19 protein-coding genes are annotated in these 25,649 nt (G+C 72.1%); 9 read left to right on the top strand and 10 right to left on the bottom strand.

Features of this window, described 5'->3' with window-relative positions; all coding sequences use genetic code 11:
* Window positions 1-51: 51 nt before the first annotated feature.
* On the bottom strand, window positions 52-816 hold the full coding sequence (locus tag OP04_RS16785) for an SDR family NAD(P)-dependent oxidoreductase (protein ID WP_033340716.1): 765 nt from the start codon (window positions 814-816) through the stop codon (window positions 52-54).
* Window positions 817-916: 100 nt separating this feature from the next.
* Here OP04_RS16785 and OP04_RS16780 point away from each other — a divergent pair, with 100 nt between their 5' ends.
* Window positions 917-1,564: a TetR/AcrR family transcriptional regulator gene (locus tag OP04_RS16780; RefSeq protein WP_051798080.1), complete on the top strand. Its 648-nt coding sequence runs from the start codon at window positions 917-919 to the stop codon at window positions 1,562-1,564.
* Here the strand turns inward: OP04_RS16780 and OP04_RS16775 are convergent.
* On the bottom strand, window positions 1,510-2,562 hold the full coding sequence (locus OP04_RS16775; protein WP_051798078.1) for a sensor histidine kinase: 1,053 nt from the start codon (window positions 2,560-2,562) through the stop codon (window positions 1,510-1,512). The genes OP04_RS16780 and OP04_RS16775 overlap by 55 nt on opposite strands.
* A 6-nt stretch (window positions 2,563-2,568) precedes the next feature.
* Here OP04_RS16775 and OP04_RS16770 point away from each other — a divergent pair, with 6 nt between their 5' ends.
* The 4 genes from OP04_RS16770 to OP04_RS16755 all read left to right on the top strand — a co-directional run bounded on the left by OP04_RS16770 (window position 2,569) and on the right by OP04_RS16755 (window position 6,466).
* Complete coding sequence (locus tag OP04_RS16770; protein WP_033340552.1) at window positions 2,569-3,186, top strand: response regulator transcription factor; 618 nt, start codon at window positions 2,569-2,571, stop codon at window positions 3,184-3,186.
* Window positions 3,187-3,242: 56 nt separating this feature from the next.
* A complete protein-coding gene (locus OP04_RS16765; protein WP_033340551.1) occupies window positions 3,243-4,205 on the top strand; it encodes a glycerophosphodiester phosphodiesterase family protein in 963 nt (320 codons plus the stop codon).
* Between the two features lie 96 nt (window positions 4,206-4,301).
* A complete protein-coding gene (locus OP04_RS16760) occupies window positions 4,302-5,300 on the top strand; it encodes an ion transporter (protein WP_033340550.1) in 999 nt (332 codons plus the stop codon).
* A gap of 170 nt (window positions 5,301-5,470) precedes the next feature.
* Window positions 5,471-6,466, top strand: a complete 996-nt coding sequence (locus tag OP04_RS16755; protein WP_085066518.1) for a S66 peptidase family protein — start codon at window positions 5,471-5,473, stop codon at window positions 6,464-6,466.
* Here the strand turns inward: OP04_RS16755 and OP04_RS16750 are convergent, their stop codons facing one another.
* From OP04_RS16750 to OP04_RS16735, 4 genes are all read right to left on the bottom strand, one after another.
* Entirely contained in the window at window positions 6,467-7,111 is a 645-nt protein-coding gene (locus OP04_RS16750; RefSeq protein WP_033340549.1) for a TetR/AcrR family transcriptional regulator, read from the bottom strand. It abuts the gene before it with no gap.
* 43 nt (window positions 7,112-7,154) lie between these two features.
* The gene (locus tag OP04_RS16745; protein WP_033340548.1) at window positions 7,155-8,621 is read right to left on the bottom strand and encodes an NHL repeat-containing protein; all 1,467 of its coding nucleotides are present in this window, start codon (window positions 8,619-8,621) and stop codon (window positions 7,155-7,157) included.
* Window positions 8,618-10,384 carry a flavin-containing monooxygenase gene (locus OP04_RS16740; RefSeq protein WP_033340547.1) on the bottom strand — a complete coding sequence of 589 codons (1,767 nt, stop codon included), beginning with the start codon at window positions 10,382-10,384 and terminating at the stop codon, window positions 8,618-8,620. Before OP04_RS16740 ends, OP04_RS16745 begins: the two co-directional genes overlap by 4 nt.
* 167 nt (window positions 10,385-10,551) lie before the next feature.
* The gene (locus tag OP04_RS16735; protein ID WP_033340546.1) at window positions 10,552-11,262 is read right to left on the bottom strand and encodes an aggregation-promoting factor C-terminal-like domain-containing protein; all 711 of its coding nucleotides are present in this window, start codon (window positions 11,260-11,262) and stop codon (window positions 10,552-10,554) included.
* Between the two features lie 183 nt (window positions 11,263-11,445).
* Between OP04_RS16735 and OP04_RS16730 the strand changes: the two genes are divergently transcribed.
* From OP04_RS16730 to OP04_RS16720, 3 genes are all read left to right on the top strand, one after another.
* A complete protein-coding gene (locus OP04_RS16730) occupies window positions 11,446-14,466 on the top strand; it encodes a discoidin domain-containing protein (RefSeq protein WP_051798074.1) in 3,021 nt (1,006 codons plus the stop codon).
* Between the two features lie 92 nt (window positions 14,467-14,558).
* Entirely contained in the window at window positions 14,559-15,413 is an 855-nt protein-coding gene (locus OP04_RS16725) for an LLM class F420-dependent oxidoreductase (RefSeq protein ID WP_033340545.1), read from the top strand.
* Window positions 15,414-15,442: 29 nt separating this feature from the next.
* Window positions 15,443-16,153: a TetR/AcrR family transcriptional regulator gene (locus OP04_RS16720; protein WP_033340544.1), complete on the top strand. Its 711-nt coding sequence runs from the start codon at window positions 15,443-15,445 to the stop codon at window positions 16,151-16,153.
* A gap of 185 nt (window positions 16,154-16,338) precedes the next feature.
* Here the strand turns inward: OP04_RS16720 and OP04_RS16715 are convergent, their stop codons facing one another.
* The 3 genes from OP04_RS16715 to OP04_RS16705 form a co-directional block, all read right to left on the bottom strand.
* On the bottom strand, window positions 16,339-17,706 hold the full coding sequence (locus OP04_RS16715; protein WP_198153849.1) for an FAD-dependent oxidoreductase: 1,368 nt from the start codon (window positions 17,704-17,706) through the stop codon (window positions 16,339-16,341).
* An 85-nt stretch (window positions 17,707-17,791) separates the two neighbouring features.
* On the bottom strand, window positions 17,792-20,632 hold the full coding sequence (locus tag OP04_RS16710) for a GH92 family glycosyl hydrolase (protein ID WP_232323612.1): 2,841 nt from the start codon (window positions 20,630-20,632) through the stop codon (window positions 17,792-17,794).
* A 168-nt stretch (window positions 20,633-20,800) separates the two neighbouring features.
* The gene (locus OP04_RS16705; protein WP_033340710.1) at window positions 20,801-22,429 is read right to left on the bottom strand and encodes a methyl-accepting chemotaxis protein; all 1,629 of its coding nucleotides are present in this window, start codon (window positions 22,427-22,429) and stop codon (window positions 20,801-20,803) included.
* 109 nt (window positions 22,430-22,538) lie between these two features.
* Here OP04_RS16705 and OP04_RS16700 point away from each other — a divergent pair, with 109 nt between their 5' ends.
* The gene (locus OP04_RS16700; RefSeq protein WP_033340542.1) at window positions 22,539-25,037 is read left to right on the top strand and encodes an HAD-IC family P-type ATPase; all 2,499 of its coding nucleotides are present in this window, start codon (window positions 22,539-22,541) and stop codon (window positions 25,035-25,037) included.
* 8 nt (window positions 25,038-25,045) lie between these two features.
* On the opposite strand, the gene OP04_RS16695 is transcribed toward OP04_RS16700, so the two are convergent.
* Window positions 25,046-25,642 (bottom strand): RICIN domain-containing protein, encoded by a 597-nt coding sequence (locus tag OP04_RS16695; protein ID WP_033340541.1) that lies wholly within the window; start codon window positions 25,640-25,642, stop codon window positions 25,046-25,048.
* Window positions 25,643-25,649 lie beyond the last annotated feature (7 nt).

Raw genomic sequence — 25,649 nt, 5'->3', positions numbered from 1 at the left:
GTAATCGGGCGGCTCCCGGGCCGGGCCGCGCCTGACCTGCTGATCGTCGTCTCAGCGCAGCGCGGGGCCGAGCAGCAGACCGCCGTCGACCACGAAATCCGCGCCGGTGGCGAACGCGGCGGACCGGGACGCGAGGAAGAGCAGCAACGTGGTGACGTCGGCCGGGTCGCCGAGCCGGGGGACGGCGAACGGGTCCGGGGAGTAGAAGTCCGCGATCGGGGCCGCGCCCGCGCCGGCCGGCTCGGTGATCAGCGGGGTGTCGATGACGCCGGGGTGGATGGCGTTGACGCGGATGTTGTCGCGGCCGAGCTCGAGCGCGGCGGAGCGGGTCAGGCCACGGGTCGCCCACTTGCCGGCGACGTAGGGCGCGTAGAGCGCGGTGCCGCCGTACCCCATGGTCGATCCGATGTTGATGATCACGCCGCCACCGGCCGCGCGCATGGACGGCGTGACCGCGCGGATGCCGAGGAACTGGCCGGTCAGGTTGATGCCGAGCGTGCGCTCCCAGACCTCGGGCGCGGTGTCCTCGATCGCGGCGGGCGGGTTCTGCACGCCGGCGTTGTTGACCAGCACGGTGATCGGCCCGAACCGGCGCGTGGCGGTGTCCACGGCCGCGGTCCAGTCGTCCGGGCGGCTCACGTCGAGGCGGACGGCGAGCGCGCGCTCGCCCAGCTCGGCCGCGAGCGCGTCGCCGCGGTCGCCGGTCACTCCGGCGATCACCACGGTGGCGCCCTCGGCGTGGAACGCGCGCACGTGGCTGGCGCCCTGACCGCCGGCGCCGCCGGTGACGAGGACTGTCTGGTTGTCGAAACGCATGGCGAACTCCTGCACAAGAGGTGAGTTGACCGACTCACCTCACCATCTGCGGCAGTGGCAAGTCAAGTGACTCACCTCGCATCGGGGCAGAATCGTGGGCATGAGCACGTACCACCAGGACATGGCCGCCCGGAAACGCGCCGCGATCACGGGGGCGGCGACCGCGCTGTTCCTCGAGGCCGGGTACGACGGCACCTCGCTGGCCCGGATCGCGGACGCGGCCGGCGTGTCCAAGGCGACGCTGTTCAAGCAGTTCCCGACGAAGGCCGCGCTGTTCGACGCGATCGTCACCGAGTCCTGGCAGGCCGGCGACGACGACCCGCCGCCGCCCACCGGCGACCTCGCGCGCGGGCTGACCGTGATCGGCCGTCGCTACGCCGCGCTGCTGAGCGCGCCGGGAATGGCCGCGCTGTTCCGGATCGTGATCGCGGAGCTGCCACGGTTCCCGGAGCTCGGCGAGACGCAGTTTCAGCGCGGCAAGCTGCCCTACTTCGAGTCCGTCCGGAAATATCTGGAAAATGAGCACGAGGCGGGCGCGGCACGGGTGGACGATCCGGTCACGGCAGCGAACCAGTTCCTCGGGATGATCTCCAACTTCGTGTTCTGGCCGCGGATGCTGCTGATCCACTGGGATCCGGACGAGACGGAGATCGCGCACGCGGTGCATGAGGCGGTCCGCACGATGATCGCGCGTTACGCGGCCGGCAGCACCGCGACGACCTCCCAGGAGTCGCCGGCCGGACCGTAGGTGAGGGTTCCGCCGTACCCCCGGATGTCCTGGGAGAGGCTCTTCAGACCGAAACCGCCGCCGGTCGCCGCACCCGTCGCGCGCCCACCGCTGCTGACGATCCGGATGGTCAGCGTGCCGCCGGTCCGCGACGCCGCGACGGACAGCCGGGTGCCGGGACCGTCGTGGCGCAGCGCGTTCGTCGCTGACTCGCCGATCAGCCGGTCGGCCACGTCGCGCAGTGGCGGCGTCAGATCCGTGTCCAGCTGCGGCGGCAGCGCGTCCGGCACCCGCAGCCCGGACGCACGCAGCAGATCGAGCCGCTCCGGAAGCGAGAACGACGGGGGCGAGAACCCGAGCCGCAACGGAAGCGCGGGCGCATCGGCCAGCGCGGACCGGACCTCCGCCAGCGCGGAACGCCCCGCGGCCAGCACCAGATCGATGCGCCGCCGGTCGGCCTCCCCGAGCGGCGCCGTGGAGCGCAGCGCCTCGGTCTGCAGCAGCATCACCGTGACCGTGTTCGCGAGCGTGTCGTGCACGCGCCGGGCCAGCCGCTCCCGGTCCGCGGACGCGGCCGCCGCGAGCCGCAGCCGCAGGTGCTCGTCGCGCTCGACGCCGGCCAGCCAGGCGACCACCACCATGACCACGGCCATCAGGAACCCCTCGACCGGGCCGTGCCGGACCGCGCTCGCGATCGACACGGCCAAGCCCGCGAGCGGGCACAGCACCCAGCGGGTCGCCGTGTCGCGCTGCGCCGCGGCCGTGAAGATCGCGACCGTGGCCGGCAGGAACCCGATCGCGCGCGCCATCCCGGCCGTGGTGTGCACCGCGGTCGCGGCCGCCACCACGATCAGCACGGCCGCCGGGTACCGTCGCCGGACCAGCAGCGGCGCCACCTGCGCGATCGCCGGCGGTACCGAGACCGCGGTACCGGACAGCGCGAACAGCAGCGCGGCCGCGCCGGTCAGCGCCACGTCGGTGAGCGGCTGTCCGTACCGCCGGATCGCGCTGAATAGCATGGGCACATGATCCGGGTTGTGGTCGTCGACGACCAGGCGCTGGTCCGCGAGGGTCTGGGCCTGGTGCTGGGCGCGCAGCCGGACCTGGACGTGGTCGCGGAGCTGCCGGACGGCCCGGCGCTGCTGTCCTTCCTCGCCGGTAAAGAGGCTGACGTGATCCTGCTCGACCTCTACCTGCCGGGGGCGGACGGCGTGCAGATCCTGCGGCAGCTCGGCGACGCCGCTCCCCCGGTGCTGATGCTGACCACGGTCGGTCGCGCCTCGGATGTGCAGCGTGCGCTGGCCGCGGGCGCGGCCGGGCTCGTGCTCAAGGACGCGGGCGGGGCCGAGCTGGCCGCGGCCGTGCGCAGCGCCGCCGCGGGCGTGACCGCGCTCAGCTCGTCCGCGGCCAGGCTGCTGTGGCCGATGACCGAAGACCAAGATCAAAAACCGCCGGGGGTACGACTCACCGCGCGCGAACAGCAGGTCCTGGCGCTCATCGGCCGTGGTCTGTCCAACCAGGAAATCGCCCGTTCCCTGTCACTTGCGGAACGCACGGTGAAGGTCCACGTCAGCAGCGTGCTCGCGAAGCTGTCCGTCAGCAGCCGCACGCAGGCCGCCCTGATCGCCCGGGACCTGGCCTGAAGTACTAGAACTTTTGCCCAATTCCCCCGGCACCGCGCCCCTGGCACGCTGCCGGGGTGAGACGAAAGCTCCTGATCGCCCTCGCCGTCGTCGTCGTGTTCGTCGCGGCCGTGTTCACCGCCAACAGCTCCTGGCTGTGGGGCAGCACGGACGGTGACCTGTCGCTGCTGGCGCACCGCGGCATCGCGCAGACGTACCCGTTGGACGGCGTGGAGAACGACACCTGCACCGCCACCCGCATCCACCCGCCCGGCCACGCGTTCCTGGAGAACACGCTCGCCTCGATGGAGGCTGCCTGGGCCGCCGGGGCGGACATGCTGGAGTTCGACGTGCAGGTCAGCGCGGACGGCCGGCTGGTGGTGTTCCACGACAACACGCTGGAGTGCCGCACGGACGGCACCGGCCAGGTCAAGGATCACCCGTTCGGCTACCTGCGCGGTCTCGACCTCGGCTACGGCTACACCGCGGACGGCGGCGCGACCTATCCGCTGCGCGGCACCGGCGTGGGCCTGATGCCGGCGGCCGAGGAGGTGGTGGCCGCGTTCCCCGGCCGTGAGCTGCTGCTGGACGTGAAGAACGACGACGCGGCCGAGGCGGAGGCGATCGCCGCCTACCTGAACACGCTGCCGGCGCCGCGGCGCGCGACCATGGCCGCGTACGGCGGGGACACCGCGATGGAGGTCATCCGCGCGCGGGTGCCCGGCTTCCGCGTCGCCTCCAAGAAGATCATGACGGACTGCCTCGTCTCCTACCTCGCCACCGGCTGGACCGGTCTGACGCCCGGCGCGTGTGAGCACATCGAGCTGCACCTGCCCGCCCGCTACGGCCGCTACCTGTGGGGCTGGCCGCACCTGTTCGTCGATCGCATGAAGGCGGCGGACACGCGCGTGGTGCTGGTCGCCGGCGACGGCCCGTGGTCCGAGGGCTTCGACACCGCCGCGTCCCTGCAGGACGTGCCGGACGGCTGGTCAGGCTGGTTGTGGACGAACCGCACCGACGTGATCGCACCCCGGCTGTGAGCGCGGTTCGCGACCGTCCACGGTGGCCTGGGCGGTCGCGTCCCGTTCGTCGCTGATGTCATAGGCTGCGCTCGGTAACGACGGCCGAGGAGAACGATGTCCAGCACCACCGCCACCGCGCCCCACCGGATCGCCGAGGCCTGCGCGGCCACGGTCGAGGCGACCTGGTTCCACCTGGCCGGGTTCGGGCTGATCTCGCTGAACGCGATCGTGCTCGGCCTGGAGACCTACGATCCGCTGGTCGCGGTCGCGGGCACCGCGCTGAGCGTCGTGGAGTACCTGTGCCTGGCCGGGTTCATCGTGGAGCTGCTGATCCGGTTCGGCGCCCACCTGCGCGCGCCGGCCGGGTTCTTCCGCGACGGGTGGAACGTGTTCGACCTGCTCATCGTGGCCGCGCCGCTGCTGCCCGGCGTCCGGGAGAACGTGACGCTGCTCCGGCTGCTGCGCCTGGCCCGGATCGTGCGCACGTTCCGCCTCTTCCCGAGCCTGCGCGTGATCCTGATCGGGATACAGCGTGCGCTCCCCGGCCTGGGCAGCTTCCTCTCCGTCACGGTCCTGGTGCTGTACGGGTACGCGATGCTGGGCTGGATGATGTTCCACGACGCGCTCCCGGAGCAGTACGGCACGGTCGGCCAGGCCATGCTCACGCTCTTCCTGCTGCTGTCGCTGGACGGCATCACGGACATGCTGCAGACCGGCCGCGACGTGACCGAGTGGGCCGTCCTCTACTACGTGTCCTACATGGTCGCCGCCTGCTACCTGCTGACGAACCTGCTGGTCGGCCTGGTGCTGACCGCGCTGCAGGAGGCGCACGAGGAGATGGCCGCGTCCAAGCAGCCGACCGCGGAGGACTCGCAGCGCCTGGCCGAGGCGGCGGAGAAGGCGGCCGGGGCGGCGGACAAGGCCGCGCTGGCGGCGGGGCAGGCCGCGATCGCCGCGGCCAACAAGGCGGTCGCCGCGGCCGCGGAGACCCCGTCCGTGCACGACCAGCTCGCCCAGCTCCGCCGCATCCTGGACGACCTGGAACAGCGCCTCCCGTCCCCGGACGAGACGACCACCATGCCGCCGTCACAGCCCGCGCGTGCCGGCCGCTGACGGTTCCCAGGAGGTGGGCCGCGACCGAGCACATGAATCCGGTTCACACGAGCCTCAGGCCTGGCGATTGCCACCTGCGGCCGAATCGGCCGGCAGGAGGTTGACGCTCACCGGCGGTCCGCCGACGCTGTGATCACCGCGCGTTCCGGCTCACCGACTCGGGGGACACGATGATCGACAAGCATCGCCGCGGCCTGTTCTTCGGTGGCACGATCGGCGCGCTCGGCCTCTCCCATCGGGGCGCGGCCGCGGTCGCGCCGATCCGGCCGCCCGCGCTCCGGCCCGGCGACGTGGTCCGGATCGTCTCGCCCGCGTACCCCGGCGACGACCGGCTCGCCCGCGGCCAGGCCGTCCTGGAGCAGATGGGCCTGGTGGTGGAGTACGGCGCGCACGTCTACGCCTGCAACGGCTACCTGGCCGGCACGGATGAGCAGCGCCTCGACGACCTGAACACGGCGTTCCGCGACCCGTCCGTGCGCGCGGTGATCGCGTCCCGCGGCGGCTACGGCACGCAGCGCATCATCGACCGGGTGGACGTCGCCGCGGTCCGCGCGGATCCGAAGGTCTTCCTCGGCTTCAGCGACCTGACCGTGCTGCACAGCCGGCTGTGGCGGGAGGCGCGGCTGATCAGCTTCTACGGTCCGGTCGCGGCCTGGGCCGACGCCCGCACCGGGCCGGCCTCGCTGCGGTCGCTGCGGGACGCGCTGATGACCTCGTCCGACATCGTGCTCACCCGGGACCCCACCGAGCCGAGCGCGGCGGTCCGGGTGGACGGCGTCGCGTCCGGCCCGCTGATCGGCGGCAACCTCACCATGATCGCGTCTGACGTGGGCACGGACAGCCTGCCCGACCTGGACGGCGCCATCCTGATCTTCGAGGACGTGAACGAGCCGCCGTACCGCTACGACCGCATGCTCACCCAGCTCATCCGCTCCGGCGCGCTCGACGGCGTGGCCGGCGTCGCCATCGGCCAGCTCACGGACGCCACCGGCACGCCCAGCGCCGCCACCGTCATCGCGGAACGCCTGATCCCGCTCAACGTGCCCGTGCTCGGCGGTCTCCGCATCGGCCACGGCCCCGGCCACCTCACGGTCCCGATCGGCGCGCACGCCACCATCGACGCGGCCGCCGGCACGCTCACGGTCGAGGCCGGCGTAACGACCTGATCAGGAGACCGGCGCGGTGAGCAGGCCGACGATGGCGTCGATGAGCGAGGTGGCGGTGGCCGGCCAGGTGCCGGTGGGGGCACCGGTGGCCAGCGCACGCTCCTGTTCCGCGCAGGCGTGCAGCAGCAGCGTGCGGACCATGGCGAACCGGGTGGCCCGGACCTGCGCCGGCAGGTCGGGCAGCAGGCGGTCGATGGCGGACGCGGTGGTGTGCAGCTCGGGCGCGGTGAGCGCGTCCTCGATCATGACGTCGCGGAGCACCGGGTGGGCGATGATCTGGGCGACGCAGCGGGCGTACCAGCTCGGGACGCCCAGCGTGGCCAGGTAGTCCGTGAACGGGACGACCATGCAGGCCACCCAGTCGCGCAGGTCGGTGCTGTCCGCGCGGTCCGCGAGCATCCGGCGGCGGATCTCGTCCACCGCGGTCTGACGCTCGCGGACCAGCGCCCGGATCAGGTCGGTCTTGGTGCCGAAGTGGTAGCCGACCGCCGTGTTGTTGCCCTGCCCCGCGGCCTCGCTGATCTGCCGGTTGGACACCCCTTCCACGCCGCGTTCGGCGAAGAGGCGTTCCGCGGCGGCGAGAATGCTCTCCCGGGTGGCGAGCGTGCGCGCGTTGACCCGGGCGGGACTGGACGTGTCGGTCATCGGAGCCCTCCGTGGTGGCGAGGTCCCGACATTGTGCCTGGTGTCAGCCGCGGGGTGGCGGCAGGGCCAGCACGCTCCCCACACCGTTCAGCGCCACGTGCGCCGTGCCGTCCGGTCCGACCGCCACACCGGCGAACGGACGCGGCAGACCGGGCAGCCCGTGAGCAACAAGATCAAAATCATCCGTGGGTACGTCCAGAGCCAGGCCGGACGCCTCGACACGCACCTCGCCGGTGTCCGGGGAGACGGCCAGCACCCGCCCCCGCCCCGCCTCCACGACCAGCAGGGACGTGCCGCGGAACGCGATCCCCTGCGGTGCGGAGAGCCCGTCCGCGACCACGGCCGGCTTCCCGGCGCCGAGCCGGTAGACCGCGCCGCGCTCCTCGTCGCTCACGTAGCAAATGCCGGACTCGTCGACGGCCACGTCCACCGGTCGTCCCAGCCCGTCCGCGAGCACGGTGAGCGCGTCGTCCGGTGCCAGCGACACGACACGCCCGGCGCCGGCCTCGGCCACCAGCAGGTCGCCGTCGCGGACCGTCAGGCCCAGCGGCTGGGAGAGAGCGCTCGACCGTACCCTCGTGGCCTGATCTTGATCTTGGATCGTCCGCACCTGGCCGTATTGCGACGTCACGTGGGTCTCGGCGCCGTCGGAGACGATGCCGTGCGCGAACGTGGCCAGCGTCTCGCCGACCCGGTAGTGGCTGGCCGCGCGCACGGTCCCGCCGAGGTCCACGGTGATGCCGAACGGGCCGGGCGAGCCGGGCCGGACCACCTCGCGGGTGCGGCCGTCCGGCGACAGCTCCGCGATGACGCCGGTGGCGTAGCTGGAGACGAACATCCTGTTCTCGGCGTCCACGGCCGCGTTGTCCAGGCCGGTGATGCCGCTGGCGACGACGGTCCGGTCCCCGGTGCCGAACAGGTCGATGCGGGTGACCAGGCCGGCCGCGCCGCGCGAGAGCACGTGCATCACGCCGTCGAGGCCGAATCGGACCGCGACCGGCTCGTGCACGTCCGCCGCGACCAGCTCCGGCGCGCCGCCGGACGGCGCGATGCGGTGGACCTCGCCGGTGAGCATGTGCGGGTAGTAGAGCGCGCCGTCCGGCCCGGCCTGCATCGCGTTGCCCATGGCCAGCCCGTCCGTGAGCACGATCGGCCCGTCGGCGGTGAGCTCCAGGAGCCGTCCGCCCGGGATCATCTCGTTGACGAACAGCCGGTCCCCGAGCGTGGCGATGCCGTTGGGGTTGCGCACGCCCTCGGCCACCGTCACGGCGCCGCCGGGGGTCCAGCGGCGGACGATGCCGGGCACCAGGTCCGCGACGTACATGCTGCCGTCCGCGCCGAACGCGAGATCGTCCGGCGAGCGGACCACGCCGGGCGGCACCACGACCTCCACGTCGCCGGTGGCCAGGTCGACCGCGCTGATCCGGCCGGCCAGGAACTCCGCGACGTGGAGCCGTCCGTCCGGCCCGAACGCCACACCGTTGGCCCCGCGCAACGGTCCCGGGGTCACGCGGTCACCAGCACCTGGTCGTAGCCGTCGTTCGCCCGCCAGTCGCGCAGCAGTTCGTGGAAGACGACCGGGCCGGGGCTGAAGCCGTTGTTCTGCGGGCGCGGCTTGCCCTCGTTGTTGAGGTAGCCGGGCGTGCAGTCGGCCTGGAACGCCAGGTTGTCCCGGGCGTGCGCGCGGATCGTGGCCAGCCAGGCCTCCTCCGCCTCCACGGTCGGTTCCACGCGCACGGCCTTGCGGTCCCGGGCCTCCGCGATCACGGCCGCGATGTGCTGCGACTGCTCGTCCAGCACGTGCGTGAAGTTGACCGAGTTCGCGTTCTGCAGCGAGCCCATGTGGAACAGGTTCGGGAAGCCGTGGCTGTAGAAGCCGTGCAGCGTGCGCGGGCCGCGCGCCCACGTGTGCAGCAGTTGCGCGCCGCCGCGGCCGTGCACCGGCAGCAGGCCGGAGACCACGCCGGACACGCCCACCTCGAACCCGGTGGCGAAGACGACGCAGTCGACGTCATAGGAACGGTCGCCGGCCACGATCGAGGTCTCGGTCATCGCGGTGACGCCGCCGGTGTCCGCGGTGTCGACCAGCGTCACGTTCGGCCGGTTGAACGTCTGCAGGTAGAAGTCGCTGAACGTGGGCCGCTTGCACATGTAGCGGTACCAGGGCTTGAGCAGCTCGGCCACGGCCGGGTCGGTGACGATCTCGTCGACCCGGGCGCGGATCTCGTTCATCTTCAGGAAGTCGGCGAGCTCGGTCTCCTCTTCGGTCAGGTCGGCGCGGACCGTACCGCTGAGGATCTTGCGTTGCAGCGCGGCCGTGCCGGTCCAGCCGTCGCCGATCATGTCCTCGTCCGCGTGGCCGCCGGTGATGACGGTCAGGAAGTTCTCCATCCGGCGCCGCTGCCAGCCCGGTTCCCGGTCCCGCAGGTGGGTCTCGTCGGTGGGCCGGTTGCCGCGGTGGTCGACCGCGGACGGCGTGCGCTGGAAGACGTAGAGGTGCGCGGCGTCCTGGGCGAGGTGCGGCGCGACCTGGATGCCGGTCGCGCCGGTGCCGATCAGCGCGACGCGCTTGTCCGCCAGCTTCGTCATGCCGCCGCGCGCGTCGCCGCCGGTGTAGCCGTAGTCCCACCGGCTGGTGTGGAACGTGTGCCCGCGGAACGACTCGATGCCGGGGATGCCGGGCAGCTTCGCGCGGCTGAGCGTGCCGCTGCCGACCACCACGTGCCGGGCGCGCATGTCGTCGCCGCGGTCCGTGCGCACGATCCACTCCGCCTCGTCGTCGTCCCAGCGCAGCTCCGTGACCGCGGTGTGGAACAGCGCGTCGGAGTACAGGCCGAACGTCTCCGCGATCCGGACCGCGTGCTGCCGGATCTCCTCGCCGGGCGAGTACCGCCAGGTGGGCAGCGCGCCGGTCTCCTCCAGCAGCGGCAGGTAGACGTACGACTCGACGTCGCAGTGGATGCCCGGGTAGCGGTTCCAGTACCAGGTGCCGCCGACGTCGCCGGCCTCGTCCACGATCCGGATCCCGTCGGTGAACCCGGCCTGGCGCAGGCGCGCGCCGGTCAGCAGCCCGCCGAACCCGCCGCCGACGATCAGCACCTCGACCGTGTCGCGCTTCGGCGCCCGCTCCGCGCGCGGCGTGTAGGGGTCGTCCGCGTAGTAGCCGAACTCGCCGGTGGTGCGCCGGTACTGCGCGGCGCCGTCCGGGCGGAGGCGGCGATCACGTTCGGCGCGGTACCTGGCGCGGAGCGCGGCGGGGTCGAAGTCCAGCATCGGAGGCCTCTCTGCGTACCCGTTAGGTCGGCTTTGAGCCTTTCGAGATCTGCTTTTTAAGTCAAGTGACTGAACTGTTCGAGTGACTCTTCCCACCGTCGTCTGTGGACCGGCAGACACAAAGAAGGGCCCCGGTTTCCCGGGGCCCTTCTTCTGACGTTGCCGGCTCAGTACCAGCCGGAGCTGTTGGAGTGGGACAACGCGGCGCACGGGGTGCCGTAGCGGCCCTTGATGTAGCCGAGGCCCCAGATGACCTGGGTGGCCGGGTTCGTCTGCCAGTCGTCCGCGACCGAGGCCATCTTGCTGCCCGGGTTCGCCTGCGGGATGCCGTAGGCGGGCGTCGTGGGGTTGGCGGCCTTCGGGTTCCAGCCGCTCTCCCGCGTCCACAGCGTGTCCAGGCAGCCGAACTCGGAGACCGCGAAGCCCTGGCCGACCATCACGGAGCAGCCGGTCTTGCGGTGGCCGCTGTAAGTGGCGCAGGAGCTGGGGACCGGGCCGTCGTAGGGCTTGATCGCGGCGTTGGCCTTGTCCTTCTCGGCCTGGGCGGCCGCGGCCTCCTCCTGCTGTGCCTTCTTCTTGCGGGTGACCGCGTCGTTGGCGGTGCGGGCGCGCTTGGCCTCGTCCTCCGCGGTCTTCGCGGCGCGGGTGGCGGCATCGCGGGAGGAGTCGTGCAGGCTCGCGGTGAGCTCGGTGTACTGCCGGTGGCGGTCCTTGAGGTAGAGCTCCTCGGCGCGGTTCGCCTCCCAGGCGGCCTGCGCGGCGGCGGACTCGTCCGCGTGCGCGCGGTCCTGACTGAGGTAGACGCCGCCGCCGGCGCCGGCCAGGAGCATGGCGACCGCCGCGGACCGTACGCCGTACCTGCCGACCAGCGAGTTCACGAGGAGAGGTCCCTTCCGAGGCGGTGAAGGCTCGACGGATGGGCACGCTACCACGATGCGTGAAGCATTCTCCTGTTCCACGGAGCGCGACGAAGGGGGTTGACGGACAGACGGATATCAATCAGGCTCAGCTCAGAGAGCGCTCTCCCAGTTCAATCCCCCGCTCTCCGTCCTGGAGTCACTATGTCCGATAAACGACCACTCCTGGCCGTCCTCGTCCTGGCGGCCGGCCTCCTGGTCGCGTCGCCCGCCGAGGCCGCGCCCGTCCTGCTCTCCCGCGGCAAGCCCGTGCTCGCGTCGTCCTCCGAGGGTGAGGGCACGCCGGCCTCCGCCGCGGTCGACGGCGACGCCGGCACGCGCTGGTCCAGCACGTTCGCCGACCCGCAGTGGCTGCGCGTCGACCTCGGCGCCACCGCCACGCTCGACCGCGTCGTGCTCAACTGGGAGGCGGCCTACGCCAGCGCGTTCCAGATCCAGACCTCCGGCGACGGCAACGCCTGGAGCACCGCCTACACGACCACCACCGGGGCCGGCGGCGTCCAGTCGATCACGGTCAACGGCAGCGCACGGTACGTCCGGGTGCTCGGCACCGCGCGGGCCACCGGCTACGGCTACTCGCTGTGGGAGTTCGAGGTCTACGGCACGACCGGCGGGGGCGGTCCTTCCGGCACCTCGATCTCCGCGTTCAAACCGGTCGCCGCCTCCTCCTACGAGGGTGGCAACGCGCCCGGCGCCGCGCTGGACGGCCGCACCACCACGCGCTGGTCCAGCGAGTTCAGCGACAACCAGTGGCTGCGGGTCGACCTCCAGGGCCAGGCCGCGATCACCGGCGTGGTGCTGAACTGGGAGTCCGCGTACGCGACCGGCTACCGCATCGAGGTCTCGAACGACGCGGTGAACTGGACGACGATCTACACCACCACGACCGGCCGCGGCGGCGTGGAGACGCTGACCGTGTCCGGCACCGGCCGCTACCTGCGGTGGACCGGCACGGCGCGGGCCACCGGCTACGGCTACTCGCTGTGGGAGCTGCAGGTGCTCGGCACGGTCGACGCGTCCGGCAGCGCGCCGCCGCTGCTGTCCGGGCCGACCCGGCCACCGGCGACCACCGGCCAGTTCGCGCTCACCGCACCGGCGGACGCGGCGCTGATCTCCACCACCCGGCGGCCCGCGTTCTCCTGGGCCGCGGTCTCCGGCGCCACCCGCTACCAGCTGTGGATCAACGTCAGCCGCACCGACTACGACTTCACCGCGTCCGGCAACCTGCTCGACGTCTACACGCGAGTGGCGGAGGTGAGCGGCACGTCGTTCACGCCCACCTGGGACCTGCCGGACCGGTGGACCTACAAGTGGTACGTGACGACCGGGTCCACCACGTCGGCGATCCGCACGTTCGGCCTCTACCTGCCGACGATCACGCCGATCGCGGACGGGGTGCCGGTGATCAACGGGGCACGGGACGCGAACCGCAACGGCACGATCGACGCCTACGAGGACTGGCGGCGCCCGGTCGAGGCCCGCGTGAACGACCTGCTCGGACGCATGACGGCCGAGGAGAAGGCGTACCAGATGTTCTACAACGCGCAGGCGTACCCCCGATCGGGGTGGCACTTCGGTCCTTCGGAAGCGCCCGACCTGCACCGGGACCTGCTGGCGTCGACCGGCACCCGGCTCGGCATCCCGCTGGTCTCGGCCGGCGACACCATCCACGGATTCAAGACCACCTATCCGTCGCAGAGCGCGCTCGCGGCCGGGCGCGACTACCAGCTGCAGTACAAACTCGGCGACCTGCAGCGCCGGGAGCAGGTCGAGCTGGGCACCCGCGGCGTGCTCGGGCCGCTGGCCGAGGTCGGCACGAAGGTGCTCTACCCGCGCATCCAGGAGGGCAACGGCGAGGACGCCTACGTGGCGGCCGCGCAGGTCCGGGCACTGGTCGCCGGATTGCAGGGCGGTCCGGAGCTGAACCCGTCGTCCGTGCTGGCCACGGTCAAGCACTGGCCGGGTGAGGGCGCGGGCGGCGAGGCGCTGATCGTCTACGACGGCGTCACCATCAAGTACCACATGATCCCGTTCCGGGCCGCGATGGAGGCGGGCGCGGTCAACATCATGCCGGGGTACGCGGGCAGCTCGTTCCTGGACCCGGGCGGGCCGGGCGCGGGCGACAGCGCGCCGATCCTCGCCTACCTGCGCAACAACCTCGGCTTCACCGGCCTGATCACCACGGACTGGCTGCCGTCCGGCTCGTGGGTCGGCGCGGCGAAGGCCGGATCGGACGTGATGGGCGGTGCCGACCCGGGCGCGGCCGGCTTCTCGATCGCCACGTTCATCGCGCAGGTCCCGGCCGCCCGGATCGACGACGCGGTCCGGCGCGTGCTGCGGCTGAAGTTCCAGCTCGGCCTGTTCGAGAACCCGTACGGCGACCCGGTCAACGGCCTCTACCGCGTGCACACGCCGGCCGACACCGCGCTGGCCAACCAGGCCGCGCGCGGCTCGCTGACCGTGCTGCGCAACAACGCCAATGTGCTGCCGCTGCGGCTCGCGGCCGGGAGCACCGTGGTGGTGACCGGGCCGCGCGCGGCGGACACCGGCTCGTGCTGCATCTGGACCAGCTACTTCCACCAGGAGTACGGGTCGCAGTCCACTGTCGACGCCCTGATCTCCAGGGGCGCCGCGGCCGGCGTGAACGTGGTGCGGGACACCGCGGCCAACCCCAGCCTGGCGATCGTGTCGGTCGGCGAGCCCTACTACACGCACGCGACCAGCTGGGTGAAGGAGCAGCCGTACCTGCCGCCGGACCAGCTGGAGCTGATCCGCAGCTGGAAGGCGCGCGGCGTGCCGGTCGTGGTGCTGCTGACCATGGCCCGGCCGTACGTGATCAGCGAGTGGAACGAGATCGCGGACGCCGTGGTGGTCAACTTCCGGGCCGGCGAGGAGGTCGGGCCCGCGCTGGCCGGCCTGCTCTTCGGCGACTACAAACCGACCGGCAAGTTGCCCTGGCAGCTGCCGCGCACGGTCGACCAGGTGCTGCGGCCGGGCGGCCAGGACGTGCTCGCGGACGCGCGCGAGTCCTGGGACCTGCCGTTCGACCTCGGCGCGACGGACGCACAGCGCACCGAGATCCGGGCCCGGATCGACGCCGGGCAACCGGTGTCACCGATCTACGGGAATCCGCTCTATCAGTACGGCTACGGCCTGACCTGGTGAGCCGGTCGTCCCGCGGCGGCCGGTCCGAATCGCCGCGGGACGATCATCCGGTGGGCGCGCAAGAACGCGATCCGGAGGCTACTCTCACTTACATGGAACTGGGACTGCACATCGCCGACTTCACCTGGAACAGCGGTGCCACCGCGCTCGGACCGGCGCTCGCCCGGCACGCCCGCAACGCGGAGCAGGCCGGGATCACCCGGATCACGGTCATGGACCACTTCTGGCAGATCCGGGGCGTCGGGCCGTACGAGCACGAGATGCTCGAGGCGTACACCGCGCTCGGCTTCATCGCCGCGAGCACCGAGACCGCGCTGCTGCACACGCTGGTCACCGGCGTCACCTACCGCGAGCCCGCGCTGCTCGCCAAGGCGGTCACCACGCTCGACGTGCTCTCCGGCGGCCGCGCCGGGCTCGGCATCGGCGCGGCGTGGAACGAGGACGAGTCGAAGGGGCTCGGCTTCCGGTTCCCGCCGGTCGCGGAGCGCTTCGAGCGTCTGGAGGAGGCCATCCAGATCACGCTGCAGATGTGGTCCGACTCCGAGGGGCCGTACCAGGGCAGGCACTACCAGCTGGAGCGCACGCTCAACTCGCCGCAGCCGGTGCGCTCGCCGCGGCCGTACCTGCTGATCGGCGGCGGGGGCGAGAAGAAGACGCTCAAGCTGGTCGCCAAGTACGCGGACGCGTGCAACCTCGGCATCGGCCCGGAGTCCGCGCACAAGCTCGACGTGCTGCGCCGGCACTGCGACGACGTCGGCCGCGACTACGCCGAGATCGAGAAGACGGCCGCGATGGCCATCGATCCGGCCACCACCACGGACGACCTGATCCGGGCCGCGACCGAGGCGCGGGAGACCGGCTTCACGGTCCTCTACGTCTACGCGCACGACATCACCGAGCCCAGCGCGATCACCGACATGCTCGGCACCGCGCTCACCAAGCTCTGACGGATCCGCAGCACGGGTACCCTGACGCCATGCCAGGAGCCGTGCCGCAGACGAAGAGCACGCGTGACCGGATCGTCGAGGCCGCGGCCGCCCTGCTCAGCCAGGGCGGCCGCGACGCCGTCTCGACCCGCGCGGTCAGCGCCGCCGCCGGTGTCCAGGCGCCCGCGATCTACCGCGCGTTCGGTGACATGCACGGGCTGCTGGACGCGGCCGGCAGCTACGGGCTCGCGTCGTACCTGGCGGAGAAGTCCTCGATGACCCCGGGCGACGACCCGGTGGACGACCTGCGCGCCGGCTGGGACCTGCACATCGGCTTCGGCCTGGCCCAGCCCGCGTTCTACACGCTGATCTTCGGCGACCCGCGCCCCGGCACCGAGCCGACCGCGGCCCGGCAGGCCGCCGAGATCCTGGCCGGCCTGGTGCAGCGCATCGCGAAGGCCGGCCGGCTGCGCGTCAGCGAGGAGCGTGCGGCCCAGCTCGTGCACGCGGCCGGCCGCGGCGTCACGCTCTCGCTGATCGCCATGCCGCCGGAGCAGCGCGACATGAGCCTGTCCATCATGGCGCGGGAGTCCGTGCTGGCCACGGTCACCGGCACCGCGCTGCCCGGCGTCACCCCGGCCACCGGCGGCCTGCAGAACGCGGCCGTGGCGCTGCGCGCCTCCCTGCCGGAGGCGACCGTGCTGAGCCCGGCCGAGCGCACGATGCTCGACGAGTGGCTGCGCCGCATTGTTTCTTCCTGACCACCGCGAACGGTGAGCCCGCGGGAGCAAACGGGCCGGACCACGGCGTGAGCGGGAATATCCGGATTTTGATCTTCGGGGGTTGTCCCTACGCGCGTCACGGGCGCCGGGCATGCCGGTGGCCGCGTTCGGGTGGGTGGAGAGGGGACGGGCCCCGGCCGTGACGACCGGAGCCCGCACGGTGGTCAGGCGGTGATCCGGGCCAGGTTCGCGGACGCGGGGGCGATCTGTTTCGCGATCGCGATGGCGGAGAGCAGCGCGCTGTCCTGGCTGGCCACGTCGACCGTGTGCGCGCCGGCGAACCACAGGCGTTCCCCGCCCTGGTAGCCGGCGAGTGCGGACTGGGCCGGTGCGAGGTCCGGCGTCTCCAGCGCGTGCAGGTAGTCGTAGGTGGCGATCGTGTTCGCGGGCAGCGCCGCGCGGTGCGACACCCAGCTCTTGAACACGCTCACGTCGCGGAACGCGCCGTACCACATGGACGGCTCGCAGTACGGCCCGTCGGTGAGCACGTTGAAGCCGGACCAGTCCTGCCGGTTGACCGGCATGTAGGCCGGGTCGGCGTGGATGGCCACCCGCGCCGGGACGTAGCGGAAGCGCTGGTGCGTGGCGACCAGCCCGGACGTGCCGGCGAGCTGCCCGGCGAGCGGCCCGGTCGCGTACGGCGGCGCCGCGAACACCACGTGGTCGGCGACGTGCGTGCGGCCCGCACTGTCCGTCACGTGGTACTCCGCGCCCTGCCGGGAGAGCCCGGTCGCGGCCGCGTTCACGTGCGACGTCACCGTGGTCAGCCCGGTGCTGAGCGCCGCGACGACGGCACGCAGGCCGTCCGTGGCGTTGTGGTAGTCGTACGGCGCCAGAAAGCCGTCGCCCAGGCCGCGGATGACGAACGCGAGCACGGAGAACGCGGACATCTCCTTGACCTGCGGCACGGAGAAGCCGAACATCGCGCCGCACAGCGGGAACAGCAGGTCGTCGCGGACCCACTGCGCCACGGCCAGCGAGTTGATGAAGTCGACCGCGCTGGTGGTCCGGTCGTTGCCGGCCAGGATCTGCTTGCCGCGATCGGTGAAGACGGCCATCGAGACCAGCGCGCCCCAGTAGAGCGGGTCGAACAGCGGCCACACGCGGTTGCTGTCCGGCGAGACCAGCACGGGCCGCTCCACGCCGCGCTTGCTGACGGTCAAGTTCATCGGCGCGGGTACGGTCGGGACGTGCAGCACCTGGGTGAGCAGCTTCCAGTACGTCGGGTGGCTCTTCGGCCCGAAGTACTGCGCGCCGGCGTCGACCGCGATGTGCCGGCCGTCGATGGTGACGTCCAGCGACCGCGCGTGGCCGCCCAGCTCCGGGCCGGACTCCAGCAGCACCACGTCGTGCTGCCCGTCGAGCAGCCACGCGGTGGACACCCCGGCCACGCCACCGCCGATCACGACGACGCGCTGGCGGGCCGCTCTCACCGCGGCCTGGGCGGTGCCGGGCAGCGCGAGACCGGCGACGCCTGCGGCCGCGGCCAGACCGAGCACGGAACGACGGGAGATTTCGGGTTGGTGGGACACGACGACCTCCTGAGAGCGATTACCAGCATCGTCAACGTTCGATGACGCTACCGGAGAAATCGCTCTCAGGAGGCCCGTGCGTGTCCTACATGGACGACGCCTGCGGCGGGACGTCGGACGGCGACGTGCCCCAGACCGTGTTCGGCGTCGCGGCCAGCGTGAACGCGACCGTGCCGCCGCGCTCCACCATCCGGGCCGGGATGAACGTCTTCGTGGAGGCCCGGCCGTCCACGGTCACCGCCTGTATGTAGAGATTGGACGCGGAGGCGGCCGGCGCGGTGACGGCCAGCGTGCGGCCGGTCGGCAGCCGGATCTCCGCGCGCGGGAAGAGCGGGCTGGTCAGCACCAGGTCCGCGCGCGCCGGGACGAACGGGTAGAGGCCCAGGGCCGAGAAGACGTACCAGGCGGACATGGTGCCGGCGTCGTCGTTGCCGGGGATGCCGCCGGTCGAGTTCGTCCACAGCTGGTCGATCTCCGCGCGGACCGTCTCCTGCGTCTTCCAGGGCGCGCCGACGTAGTTGTAGACGTACGGCGCCTGGATGTCCGGCTCGTTCGTCGGGTCGTAGCGCGTGCCGTTCGTGGCGGAGAAGTCGAACGTGCCGTCCGCGTCCCGGAAGAACGCGTCCAGCCGCGCGATCGCGACCTGGCTGCCGCCCATCAGCCGGGCCAGGTCGGCCACGCCGGAGTAGACCATCCAGGTGTAGCGCGCGCTGGTCCCCTCCACGAAGCCGCGCTCCGTGGAGGGGCTGAAGCCGCCGACGAACGTGCCGTCCGAGGACCGGTCGCGCATCCAGCCCGCGTAGGGCGACTCCAGCGGCGGCGGCGTCGGCACGGCCGGGTCCGCGAGCTGCAGCTCGGCCAGTTGCACGATCGGCGCGCCGCCGTTCGCGGTGACGGACAGCCGGTAGTAGGCGTACGCGCCCGGTGAGGAGAGCGCGTACACGTTGGTCACGCCGCGGTCCGCGAACGTCTGGCCGGTCCGCGTGTCCAGGTCGGTCCAGGTCACGCCGTCCGCGGAGCCCTGCAGCGTCCAGTCCCGCGGGTCGCGCTCCGGCACGTCGTTCGCCGAGGTCAACGCGTAGGTCGTCACGGTCAGCGGCGTGTCCAGGCGCGCCTGCGCCCAGCCGGTGGTGGCGAACGCCAGCCACTTCGTGCCGAGGTCGCCGTCGGTCAGGTTCGCCGCGACCTCGTTCGGCGGGTTCTCCGCGCTCGCGGTCACGGCCGCCACGTGCTCGCGGATGTTGTGCTCCAGGCCGGTGTCCGCCTTCGCGGCAGGGTCGAAGACGTTGCGCCAGTTGTGCGAGCGGGCCAGGAACTCGCGCTGCCGTGCGGTCTGGCCGAGCGCGCCGGCCAGCTCGGACAGTGCGTAGTCGGCCGCCGCGTCCTCCAGCGTCTCCGCCGCGCCGCCCCAGCAGTGGCAGTCGTCCGCGGGCACGTAACCGAGCTGCAGGTAGCGGTCCAGGGACGGGCGCTGGCCGACGCACTCGACCGGGCAGCCGGCGTCGCTCAGGTCGTTCGCGGTCGGGACCGTGGCGGCGGTGGCCAGCGAGTCGAGCGCGCCACGCACGTCGAAGTCGCGGGCGCCGAACGCGTACATGCCGGCCAGTGCCGGCCCGGACGGGTCGCCGGACATCACCGCGGTCTTGGCCTGTTGCAGCAGCCAGCGGTCCCATTCGCCGCCGCGCTGCTGGGCATAGGTGTAGAGCGACTGCGCGTAGTCACCGGCCGTCTTCGGCGCGACCATGGCCAGCAGCTGCACCTGGGCGCGGTAGACGTCCCAGCCGGAGAACGTGCCGTACTGGGCGCGCTGGCCGGCGAGGATGCGGTGCGGTTGCCGGTCGGAGCCGAGGTATTCGCCGGTCACGTCGCTGGTGATGGTCGGTTCCAGCAGCGCGTGGTAGAGCGCGGTGTAGAACGTGGTCTGCTGATCCGTGCTGCCACCGCCGATCCGGATCTTGGAGAGCGCCTCGGTCCAGGCGTTGCGCGCGGCGGTGCGTACCCCCGTGAAGGTCTTGCCGGTGTTCTCGGACGCGAGATTCGCCTCCGCGCCGGCCGGGCTCACGTAGGAGATCGCCACCCGGGCCTCGACCGCGGTCGTGCCGGGTGCGAACGTCACGTAACCGCCGGAGCCCTTGCCCGCGTTCGGCCGGCCCGCACTGCTGAAGCCGGTGCCGCCGGACGCGTCGGTCGTGCCCGGCCGCAGCGCGCCGTCCACCCACGTGCCGGTCTGCGCGAACGCGGCGTCGAAGTGCGCCGTGAAGTACAGCGTGTAGTAGTCGGTCCGATTGTTCTCGCTCTGCGGCCCGCAGAAGTTGCCGGCCGTGACCGAGCCGGTGACCGTGCGCGTGGCCGGGTCGATGTGGACGGTCGCGCCCGTGCTGCCGGTCTCCGAGTTCGACGTGCGGAACAGCAGCGACGCGGACGCGCTCGCCGGGAACGTGAAGCGCCCGGCCCCGGTCCGCGGCGTGACGGTCAGCTCCGCGCCCGCGCCGCTGTCCAGCCCCACCCGGTAGTAACCCGGCGACGCCTCCTCGTTGGCGTGCGCGAACGTGCTGGCGTAGACCGCATCCGCGGTGTCCGCCGACGGCGAGCCGGTGACCGCGCCCACGTGCGGCATGATCGGGATGTCGCCGTTCGCGCCCGAGCACCCGACGCCGTTGAGGTGCGTGAGGCTGAGGCCGCGGATGCGCGTGGCCGTGTACTGGTAGCCGCCCGGCGCCGGCGTGGAGACCTGGCTGCCGCGCGAGGTCTGCGGGCTCCAGGCCAGCATGCCGTTCGGCGTGACCGCGCCGGGATAGGTGTTGCCGAGATTCGTGCTGCCGATGAACGGGTTCACCAGCGCGGCCGGATCGCCGACCAGCGGGGGTGCCGCACTGGCGGGGTGCGGCGCGACCAGCATGCTCGCGGCGAGCGAGGTCAGGGCCACGATCAAGAGCCTTCGGGGGTACGGCATGGAGGGTTGCCTTTCCGACGCGTCGGTGTGACAACCAGTCATTATCCGTAAATAAAGTTACTTATCAATATCGGTGGGTATCGGTACACGAAGAGGCGCCCTCCACCGCGGTGGAGGGCGCCTCCCGTCGAACGGGACGGGTCAGATGCGGAAGCGGCCGACCACCGACTCCAGCTCGCTGACCACGCGGTTCAGGTCCGCGACCGTCTCGCCGGCCTCGACCAGCGACTCCGTGGTGGCGCGGGCCGCGTTCGCCACGCCGTTGATGTTGTTCGCGATGTCGGACGTGCCGCCGGACGCGTCGCCGACGCTGCGGCTCATCTCGCCCGTGGTCGCGGTCTGCTCCTCCACCGCGGACGCGATGGTCAGCTGGTAGTCGTTGATCCGCGCGATGATCCGGCTGATCTCGCCGATCGCCTCGACCGCGTTCTGCGTGTCCACCTGGATCGCCTCGACCCGGCGGGAGATGTCCTCGGTCGCCTTCGCGGTCTCCTGCGCCAGATCCTTGACCTCGCCGGCCACCACCGCGAAGCCCTTGCCCGCGTCGCCGGCCCGCGCCGCCTCGATCGTGGCGTTGAGCGCCAGCAGGTTGGTCTGCTCCGCGATCGACGTGATCGTCTTGACCACGTTGCCGATCTCCGCGGACGACTCGCCCAGCTTGGAGATCGTCTCGTTCGTGGTGTTCGCGACGCCGACCGCCTCCGCCGCGACCTGGGCCGCGTCGTTCGCGTTCTGGCTGATCTCGCGGATCGACGCGCCCATCTCCTCGGAGCCGGCCGCGACCGTGGTCACGTTCGCGGAGACCTCGCCGGCCGCGTTCGACACCACGTCGGCCTGGCTCGCGGCCTCGGCCGCACTGGTCGCGATCCGCTCGGTGGACGCGGTGAGCCGGCGCGCGCCGTCCGCGAGCGTGCGGGAACTCTCGTGCAGCGCGCCGATCGTGGTGCGCAGGCCGTCGCTGGCCTCGTTCGTGGCGATCGCCATCCGGCCGATCTCGTCCCGGCCGAGCACCTGCGCCTTGGTGGTCAGGTCGCCGGCCGCCATCGCGCGCAGCGCGTCGCCGACGCTCTGCACCTGCCGGGTGATCGCGCGGGCGACCATCAGCCCGACGCCCAGCCCGACCAGCGCGCCGATCAGCACGGCCGCGATCAGCAGGTTCCGGGCGTTCCGGTAGGTCGCCTGCGCGTCCGAGGCGGCCTTGTCGGCCTCGGCGGACTCGGCGGCCTGCATCGCGTTCAGGCCGTCCGTCATCGCCTTCTCGGCCACGCCGTACGCGGCCGTGGTGTCGGTCGGCAGCGTGTACCCGGGCGGCGCCGCCTCCTGGAAGAAGTTCACGTTCCGCAGCGTCTTGTAGTCGGCGAACCCGGCGACGAACGCCTCGATCGCGGCGGCCCGCTCGGTGGACAGGTTCGTCCCGGTGTTGAGCTTGGCGTACTCGGCGATCGCGTCGTCGACCACCTTGTCCCCGGCCTTGGTCTCGACGATCGCCGCGGCCTTGTCCGGCGTCACGCCGAACAGCAGCATGCCGCGGAACATCCCGCCGATGCCCTGCCGCGCGGTGGCGAGGTAGCCCATGCCCTCGACCTGTTCGTTCTTCATGTCGTCGATCTGGGCGCTGAGTGTGGACATGCGCTGCACGCAGAGCACGCCGACCAGCACCGTGATCACGATGACCACGACGGACGACGCGAGGATCTTGGTCCGCACGTTCGTATCGGCCACCATGCGGGCGAAGACATTGCCCCCGCGGGCTTCCGCGTATTGACTCATCAGACAGGCCTCCACCCGTGGACGACACAGCAAACGCCACATCGGCACGAAAACGGATCGCCTTAGCGGAAATCATCGGCCGCCGGTCGCGGCACGTCATGATCGGAGGATGGACGATCCCGGGCTGAGTACGGCGGAGGCGGAGGCGCGGCAGCGCCGCGGCGAGGCGAACACGGCGGTCCGGGGCGGCTCACGCGGCTACGCCGAGATCCTGCGGACCAACGTCTTCTCGTTCTTCAACCTGGTGCTGTTCGTCATCGGCGCGGCGCTGCTCGCGCTCGGCCGCTACAGCGACGCGCTGATCAGCGTCGGGCTCGGCCTGATCAACGCCGTGATCAGCGCGGCCCAGGAGATCCGCGCCAAGCGCAAGCTCGACCAGCTGCAACTGCTGGACCGGGCCGAGGTCACGGTGATCCGCGACGGCGCGGAGCAGCAGATCGGCCCGGAGCGGGTGGTCCGCGGCGACGTGCTGTGCGTGCGCGCCGGCGACCAGATCGTGGTGGACGGCCCGCTGCTGCCCGGCGGCCGGGTCGAGGCGGACGAGTCGCTGCTCACCGGCGAGTCCGACCCGGTGGCCAAGCAGCCCGGCGACGACCTGCTCTCCGGCAGCCTGTGCGTGGGCGGCGACGGCCGGCAGCTCGCCCGCGACGTGGGCGCGCACAGCTACGCCGGACGGCTCACCGCCCAGGCGCGGCACAGCACCACCGACCGGACGCCGTTGCAGCGCCGGATCGAGTTCGTCGTGCGGCTGGTCATGGTGCTCACCACGCTGATGAGCGCGGCGATCATCGCGCAGGCCGCGCTGGAGGGCTTCACGCTGCTGCGCGTGGTGCAGATCAGCGCGGTGCTGTCCGGCCTCATCCCGTACGGGCTGTTCTTCCTGATCGCGCTCGCCTACACCACCGGCGCGGTCCGCATCGCGCGGCGCGGCGCGCTGGTCCAGCAGGTCAACGCGGTCGAGTCGGTCAGCAACGTGGACGTGGTCTGCACGGACAAGACCGGCACGCTGACCACCGGGCGGCTGACGCTGACCGAGGTCCTGCCGCTGGGCGAGCACTCGGCGGCCTCCGCCCGGGAGGCGCTCGGGCGGTTCGCGCACAGCGTCGGCTCGCCGAACCTGACGTCGGCGGCGCTGGCGGCCTCACTGCCACGAACACACCCTTCGGCGGTACGGGACGAGGTGCCGTTCACGTCCTCACTGCGCTGGTCCGGGATCGTCACGGACGACGGCGCGTGGGTGCTCGGCGCGCCTCCGCCGTCGTTTCCGGGCGTCGCGGAACGTACCGGCGAAGGGCTCCGGGTGTTGCTCTTCTCGCGCGCGCCGGGTGGACTGCGCGACGCCGAGGGACGACCGGCGCTGCCCTCCCCGGCTTCCCCGGCCGGTGCGTCGTCCCGGACGCTCACCGCCACCGACGTGCTGGAGCCGGTCGCGCTGGTCGCGCTCGCGGACGAGCTGCGCGACGACGTGGTGCCGACCGTGGCCCGGTTCCGCGAGGACGGGGTGACGCTCAAGGTGCTCTCCGGCGACGACCCGCGCACGGTCGCCGCGATCGCGGCCCGCGCCGGCCTGGACGCCGGCGAGCCGGTGCCCGGCGCGGACCTGGACGGGCTCTCCGACGCGGAGCTGGACGCGGTCGTGGCCCGGACCAGCGTCTTCGGCCGGGTGGCGCCGGAGCACAAGGAGCGCATCGTGCGCTCGCTGCGCCGGCAGGGCCGCTACGTCGCCATGATCGGCGACGGCGTGAACGACGCCCGCGCGCTCAAGCAGGCCCAGGTCGGCGTGGCCATGCGCAGCGGCAGCACGGTCACCCGGGACGTGGCCGACATCGTGCTCACCGACGACTCGTTCGCCGTGCTGCCGCCCGCGCAGCAGGAGGGGCGCCGGATCATCGCCGGGATCGGCATCTCGCTCTACGTCTTCCTGGCCCGGGTCGCCAGCCAGGGCCTGGTCATTCTGGCCGTCACCATGCTCGGCCTGGGCTTCCCCTACACGCCGACCCAGGTGGGCCTGACGCTGTTCACCGTGGGCATCCCGACCGCGTTCCTCACGTTCTGGGCCGCGCCCGCGGCGCCGGACCCGCACCTGCTGCGCAATCTGATCCGCTTCGTCATGCCCGCGGCCGTGGTCACCGCCGGGTTCGGCACCGCCGTCTACACGCTGCTCTACCAGGGGATCAGCGGCGGGTTCAGCTCCGGGCGCACGCCCGGCGAGGTGATCGCCGAGTTCGAGAAGTACACCGGCCTGGTGTACGGCACGGACACCGACTTCGCGGACGCAGCCGCCACGATCGGCGCGCAGACCGGGCTGTCCACGTTCTTCAGCTGCGCGTCGTTCCTGCTCATCCTGTTCCTGGCCCCGCCGTCGCGGCTCTTCGCGGCCTGGACCCGGCCGACCGGCGACCGTCGGCCGGCGCTGCTGGTGGTGGCGCTGTTCCTCGCGTTCGGCGCGGTGCTGCTGGTGCCGCCGCTCTGGTCCTACTTCGGCCTGACCGGGCCGGCCGGGCCGGTCTTCATGGTGGTGCTGATCTCGCTGGTCTTCTGGTTCGCCACGCTGACGGTGGCATACCGCTTCCAGCTGCTCGACCGCCTCCTCGGCCTGGACCCCTGACCCACCCGTCAGACGGGCGGGAGGATGCGCCACTCCTGGAAGGCGCCGGGGTCCTGCTGGGCCCAGGTGGTGAACGGCGGGTCGCCGACGCGCTGGGAGCGCAGCGAGTAGGTGCCGAGGTAGAGGACGAACGTGGACTCGCGCCAGACGGAGGTGGGGTGGATCGTCTCCTCCGCGGAGCCGGTGCAGAGGCCGAGGCGCGCGGGGTTGACCGGTGGGGAGCCGGGGGCGACGCGCACGCACCGGCCGTTGTGGCGGATCATGATATTTCCGAGATCGCCGGTCGGCTGGATCAGGAAGACCTGGCGTGAGGTGCCGTCGCACGGCTCCACCGCGATCGCGGCGGGGCTGAGCGCGGTCAGACAGGCGTCCAGCGCGACGTTCCGCACCATGGCCGGGCCTGGCGGCACCACCTGGACACCGGCGGCAGCGCCCGCCTGAGCCGCGACCACAACTCCCGCCTCGGTCTCGACCGCGGACCGCGCGGTTTGCGCGGCCACCGCGGCTTCTCCGGTGGCTCCCACCGGAGCGGCGTGCACCGCCTCCGGCAGCGCCAGCCCGGCCAGCGCTCCGCACACCACGGCGGCCTTCCTCAGCGTACCCATGTCACGA

Origin of the sequence: Catenuloplanes japonicus (assembly GCF_000717135.1) — a bacterium.
Lineage (GTDB): Bacteria > Actinomycetota > Actinomycetes > Mycobacteriales > Micromonosporaceae > Catenuloplanes > Catenuloplanes japonicus.
Note: the sequence above shows the minus strand (reverse complement) of the source record. Positions and strands in the feature narration are given on the sequence as shown.

Excerpts from the sequence above, each read along its gene's own strand:
- OP04_RS16695 (WP_033340541.1), bottom strand. The coding sequence starts at position 25,642 with ATGGGTACGCTGAGGAAGGCCGCCGTGGTGTGCGGAGCGCTGGCCGGG.
- OP04_RS16780 (WP_051798080.1), top strand. The coding sequence starts at position 917 with ATGAGCACGTACCACCAGGACATGGCCGCCCGGAAACGCGCCGCGATC.
- OP04_RS16720 (WP_033340544.1), top strand. The coding sequence starts at position 15,443 with ATGCCAGGAGCCGTGCCGCAGACGAAGAGCACGCGTGACCGGATCGTC.
- OP04_RS16700 (WP_033340542.1), top strand. The coding sequence starts at position 22,539 with ATGGACGATCCCGGGCTGAGTACGGCGGAGGCGGAGGCGCGGCAGCGC.
- OP04_RS16725 (WP_033340545.1), top strand. The coding sequence starts at position 14,559 with ATGGAACTGGGACTGCACATCGCCGACTTCACCTGGAACAGCGGTGCC.
- OP04_RS16760 (WP_033340550.1), top strand. The coding sequence starts at position 4,302 with ATGTCCAGCACCACCGCCACCGCGCCCCACCGGATCGCCGAGGCCTGC.
- OP04_RS16770 (WP_033340552.1), top strand. The coding sequence starts at position 2,569 with ATGATCCGGGTTGTGGTCGTCGACGACCAGGCGCTGGTCCGCGAGGGT.
- OP04_RS16755 (WP_085066518.1), top strand. The coding sequence starts at position 5,471 with ATGATCGACAAGCATCGCCGCGGCCTGTTCTTCGGTGGCACGATCGGC.
- OP04_RS16750 (WP_033340549.1), bottom strand. The coding sequence starts at position 7,111 with ATGACCGACACGTCCAGTCCCGCCCGGGTCAACGCGCGCACGCTCGCC.
- OP04_RS16705 (WP_033340710.1), bottom strand. The coding sequence starts at position 22,429 with ATGAGTCAATACGCGGAAGCCCGCGGGGGCAATGTCTTCGCCCGCATG.
- OP04_RS16730 (WP_051798074.1), top strand. The coding sequence starts at position 11,446 with ATGTCCGATAAACGACCACTCCTGGCCGTCCTCGTCCTGGCGGCCGGC.
- OP04_RS16775 (WP_051798078.1), bottom strand. The coding sequence starts at position 2,562 with ATGCTATTCAGCGCGATCCGGCGGTACGGACAGCCGCTCACCGACGTG.
- OP04_RS16785 (WP_033340716.1), bottom strand. The coding sequence starts at position 816 with ATGCGTTTCGACAACCAGACAGTCCTCGTCACCGGCGGCGCCGGCGGT.
- OP04_RS16740 (WP_033340547.1), bottom strand. The coding sequence starts at position 10,384 with ATGCTGGACTTCGACCCCGCCGCGCTCCGCGCCAGGTACCGCGCCGAA.